Source organism: Actinomadura sp. NPDC048021, assembly GCF_040653135.1.
In the GTDB taxonomy this organism is placed as follows: Bacteria; Actinomycetota; Actinomycetes; order Streptosporangiales; family Streptosporangiaceae; genus Spirillospora; species Spirillospora verrucosospora.
On the sequence record NZ_JBEZJQ010000056.1, the window covers coordinates 1 to 4,814 of the forward strand.

A 4,814-nucleotide genomic window follows, 5' to 3' on the forward strand; every position below is an offset into this window, starting at 1 on the left:
ACGCGGGTGTAGTCCTCGACCTCGCCGACGGCGGCGCGGACGACGTCCACCATCGGGACGGCGTTGCGCCAGCCGCGGGCCGGGAGGGCGCCGGAGAGCACGATGAGGTTCTCGGCGTTGCGCCGCATGCGGGTCGCGAGGTGGTCGAGACGGAAGAGCTCCTCCAGCTCCTTGGTCCCGATGTCGCGGCGGCGCTCCATGGTGTCCAGCATCGTGAGCTGCCGGTGCACCAGCGTCTGGGTCCGACGTGCCAGGCTCAGCAGAGCGTCGCGGATCGCCTTCTCATCCGCCGTGCTGGACTGATCTTCCACGCTGTTCTCCGCAGCAAAATACCGGGGCCCAGGCGCCAAGTTGTCTATGCGTGGGGACTCACCTTCCAAGCCAGGCTGCGATTTCTCAACTTGATCCCGGTTAGGATGTGACTGCCCCTGCACTGCATTTTGCTCAAGAGATCGTGCCCTTGTTTGGATGATCTCCAGGGCGGTTGATGTGTCAACGGTATTCAGTAGGTACTCCTGCAACTCCTCCTGGCCGGCATGGAGTACTTCGTCCAACTCCTCCTCTGTGAGAGGATGGCGGCGGGCGCCTAGTGGCGTTTCCTTGTTAGGTTGTCCATGGCTTTTCACTATGCCTCCCAGTCGTCGTCTCTTCCTAGAAAGCTCTTCAGATTTTCCCTGGCGCGTTGCAAGATCTTGCGGACAGAGTCAGCGGAGAACTCCAGTTCCTCGGCGATACACTTGGGAGGATAACCGTCAATGGTCCATGCCATCACTATCCGTTGCTTATCTGGTAGGCGCTGTAGGGCGGCTTGCACAAGATCACGTTGCGCAAAGTGTTCGGCGACATCGAGAGTAGCCAGAACCAAAGGAGCATCCTCCAAGGTGTCGAACCTATGTATGTCATGGTCGATAGCCTTCAAGTATTTCCGGGTGGCGACTTTTCGCACCCAGGCGCGTGGATGCTCGATGACGTCCCAGTTTTGTAGAGCCTCTAGAAGAGTGTTCATAACGACGTCCTCGGCAGTGCACCGCTGTGCTCCTAGGTTCATGACGAACCGAATGAGCAGACTGTAGTCCTGCCGAAAATACGCCTCAAATTCAGCTTTATCCTGCATTGGCAGCTATAGCCCGAGGTAGATGATTCGCCACAATCACATGTTCTCCACTTCCGAAGCATTGATCGAACATTTACGCACGGAGTTGGCGCGACTGAAGCGCCTATGTAGACCAGAGTAGCTACCGCTGCGGGCTGACGAGTGACCATCCTTCGATATGTTTGATTGACCATTCGCTTGCCGATCGAAGGAGATGGAATGCTCCTACAGTTTACAGGGTCACTCGTTAAGAGTGGCGAAATCCTCTTCGGCCTTCGACATAAACTGCGATTGTTATTTGGATCTCCAGTGAAGAATTCAGACGACCCGGCTCTGCCGCATTGTCGCTGACTCCGCTTCCTCTACAGGTCGCAGGAAACTCTGCAGAGCAGCCCCGCTTAGTGCATTTTGTTGACGCCGTAAGCTGCTCATTATTGTGATTGCGGGCACGGCCCCACGCCGCGAACGCGGTGACTACGGTTCCGACGGCTGAAGCTACTGTGCTGAACAGGACAGGATCGATCATCTATAGCCCCTCCTACGACGGTCTCCCACGTCCTTAGCCTTCTAGGAGGGGAGTGTGTTCCAGACGGCTCAGCGTGACGGTCGAGGGACAAGTTTTTCTAGGCGACAACTTTTGGCTTGGATGCTACGGAGGCGCAGGTAGCCAACTACCTGGCCATATAACTCCCTGCGCTTGCCCCGTCACCATGGAGTATCAGGATAGATATTGGAGGCGCGCCGATAGCTACGCTGAAATGCCGATCGCACCTTGCAGCCTCCTCTAGTCGACACCAGCGCGTACCAACTTGCGCACCTTGGTTCAGGTGCCGGAGACCTTGTAGCTGACGAGGCGGGAGTGGGGGTGGCGGTCGAGATTGTTGCGAGCTCGGTCGTAGCGCATGGTGGCGCGTTAGTCTGTGTGGCGTGGGGCCATTCGCACGTCGCGGAGGTCGACGCCGGCGTCGAGCATGGTGGTGTCGCGAAGGTGGGCGGAAGCATGGGCGGGTGCATTCGCGGCAACCGCTCGACGAATTCGGCCGCGAGACGGCGCAGGAGGCGGGTGGCGGCGTGCCAATCCATCCGAGCCCCGCGGATGTTGAGCAGGATCGGGTCCGACTGACCAGTCGCCGGTGCGCAATCGATGGCTCTGCTGACTGCCGCAACGCTCTGCGGCGCAGGTCACGTGGTCACCAGTGGAAACCACTGTCAAGAATCGCACCCGCGGCGGACCTGGATGCCCCACATGCTACCGCCACCGCGTCTCGGGAACCTGACAAATCGGCTGGTCTCATCCTCCGTTGGACCAAAGGTGTTCCTGGGCTTTGTGTCCTCGACGTCCGGTCATCGGCATGGCAATGCGTTGATGCAAGGCGTGCGTGATCGACGCTACGCACTATGACCGGGTCGGTGCGGCCATCTGGATGCGCGAAGGGTATCTCTCTTGGGCCGAGAGAGATACCCCCGTGGCTTTGGAACGCGCGAGTTCCGCTGGCGTGCAACTGTCGTAGCTATCGAGTGCTTGACCTGCTCCGTGTTTTTGCGAGGGCTTCGAGGGCGGTTTCGTCGGCGTCGGGGAGGGTGTGTAGGTAGCGCTCTGTGGTGGCGATGGAGGCGTGGCCGAGGCGTTCTTTGACTATCTGGAGGTCAGCGCCGCCGTTGAGGAGCCAGGAGGCGTGGGCGTGGCGTAGGTCGCGCATGGTCGGCCTGAAGTCGAGGCCGGCGGCGGCGATGGCTGGGTTCCAGATGTTGCGGCGGAACCAGTCGTTGGGGATGTGGCCGTCCGTCATGCGCGTACGGAGGGGGCGCGGGTTGTCTTTGCCGTTGGCGCGGCGGGCGGCTCGGTAGAGGGAGAAGGCGCCTCGGCAGTAGTCGCAGCGGCAGCGGCCGGCGGTGTAGCCGCTGAGGGTTCCGTGGTTGTAGGTGCGGCCCTTCTCGTTCGGTTCCGTGCGGCCGAGGGTCTCCGGGTCTGGGATCTCGGTGATGCGGGCGCGGGGCTTGTCCTGGGGCGGCATGTGGAAGAAGAGGTCGTCTCGGGTGAGGCGCGCAGCCCTGATGTGCTCTTCGAGCTTCTCGGTCATCTGGGCGCTGAGCTTGAAGCGGCGGTACTCCTTGTCCTTCGGGTAGTCCTTGACGAGGAAGTGGCCGCCTTCCGGGTGGAACTTCGGGTTGAGCTCCACGACCGTGCGGCTGACCGTGAGGATGCGCGTCTTGAGGTTGAGGTCCCTGGGACGCAGCTCGCTGAGTTCGCCCCAGCGGAGACCGCTCTCGATCTCGGTCTCGGCGAGGAGACGGAAGGTGCCTTCGGGGAGAGCGTTGTAGACGTCGTCGAACTGCTCAGGCGTGACGATCTGGAGCGGCTTGCGCGCGATGGGCGGAGACTTCACCCCACGGCAGGGGTGCAGGTAGGTGACCTGGTCGTCCAGGGCTGTGGTGAAGATGGCACTGAGGATGATCTTGTTGCACTGGATGGTCACGGGCTTCATGCCCTGGTTCTTGAGCTTGGCGATCCAGGCTCGGACGTGCTCGGGGAGGATGTCGACCATCCGCATGCCGCCGAACTCCGGCATGAGGTGCTTGTGGATGGCGTAGGTGTAGCCCTCCCGGGTGCTGGCCTCCATCTCGTGGTTCGGGAGCCAGGTGTTCTCGACGTAGTCTCTGAATCGCTGCCTTCCGCGGGCAGGTTCTCCGGTTCTCCCTTCCGAGACCTTAACTTCGGCGCGCTGCCATGCTTTGTCCGCTTCTTTCTTGCTCGCAAAGGTTCCAGCAGACCTTCGCTGGCCGCGAATGTCGTCGTAGTAGGCCGTGTAACGTGGCTTGCCGTCCTTACCCACTCTCTTGCGTGTCTGCCCCATGGACTTCCCGCCTCCCAGGCTTGATCATCTGACCCTCGTTTGACCCCGGACTGCGAGTGATGGCGTGACCCTGGAGATCACACGCTGGCAGCCAAACAGGCCATCTACCTGGGATTTTATCGAGATCAAGCGTTTTCTGCGAGCCGCAGAAAACGTACAATTCGCCCTTCGGGATGAAGAGGTCACAGGTTCAGATCCAGTTAATCTGAAAGGCCATTTCTAAGTGGCCGCACCCCTGAAGGCGCCGAGGGCTTCCGCATGATCCTTCGGTTATGTTGTCGACGATGGGCGCGGTGTTGACGCACGGCATGCTGGACGGCTGGACAATGCGCCAATGGCGGCCAGATTACTTATGGGATGTGGATAGATATTCGTGGCCTTAATTGGTTCGCGGTGGTGAGTGACGGGGTGAAGTAGCTGCGCGAACGGTAATCCATCTGGCGCAGGATGCCTCTTCCCGTGCGTCACCACGCTTACATTGCCGCGGGCCAGAGCCGTGATGTACTGGGCCGCGGCGGTGAGCTCTTTGCACTGTGGTCAGCTGCTGCGGACGTGCAGGGCGTGAGGTCGACGACGACGTCAGCTGGGCCGTCTTCCCAGCGTCGAAGGACCCTTGCTCGGTGACCACGCGTGTGACGCTTCATTCGCCGGGCCTGGCTGGTGGGCTCGGGCGGGCGGACACGTTCCTAGTTCGGCTGCATTTGGCTCTTGCAGTGGTCGACGACGCTGTGGATCTCTTTCTCGGAGACGTAGGCGTTCTGGAGGCGCATAGGCTTGCTCGCGCCCATCGGCAGGAACAGGGCGTCGCCCTGCCCGACGAGCTTCTCCGCGCCCGGCTGGTCGAGGATGACGCGGCTGTCGGACAG

General features: G+C 61.0%; 3 protein-coding genes and 1 pseudogene. All 4 read right to left on the reverse strand.

Going from position 1 to position 4,814, the window contains the following annotated elements; translation table 11 throughout:
- Window positions 1–311: pseudogene (locus tag AB0C87_RS42755) on the reverse strand (histidine kinase); the annotation flags it as partial.
- A 314-nt stretch (window positions 312–625) separates the two neighbouring features.
- Window positions 626–1,114, reverse strand: coding sequence for a sigma-70 family RNA polymerase sigma factor (locus tag AB0C87_RS42760; RefSeq protein WP_360582289.1), 489 nt, complete (start codon window positions 1,112–1,114; stop codon window positions 626–628).
- 1,490 nt (window positions 1,115–2,604) lie between these two features.
- Window positions 2,605–3,948, reverse strand: coding sequence for a tyrosine-type recombinase/integrase (locus tag AB0C87_RS42765; RefSeq protein WP_360582291.1), 1,344 nt, complete (start codon window positions 3,946–3,948; stop codon window positions 2,605–2,607).
- A gap of 686 nt (window positions 3,949–4,634) precedes the next feature.
- A partial coding sequence (locus AB0C87_RS42770; protein WP_360582293.1) for a hypothetical protein occupies window positions 4,635–4,814 on the reverse strand: 180 nt, incomplete at its 5' end.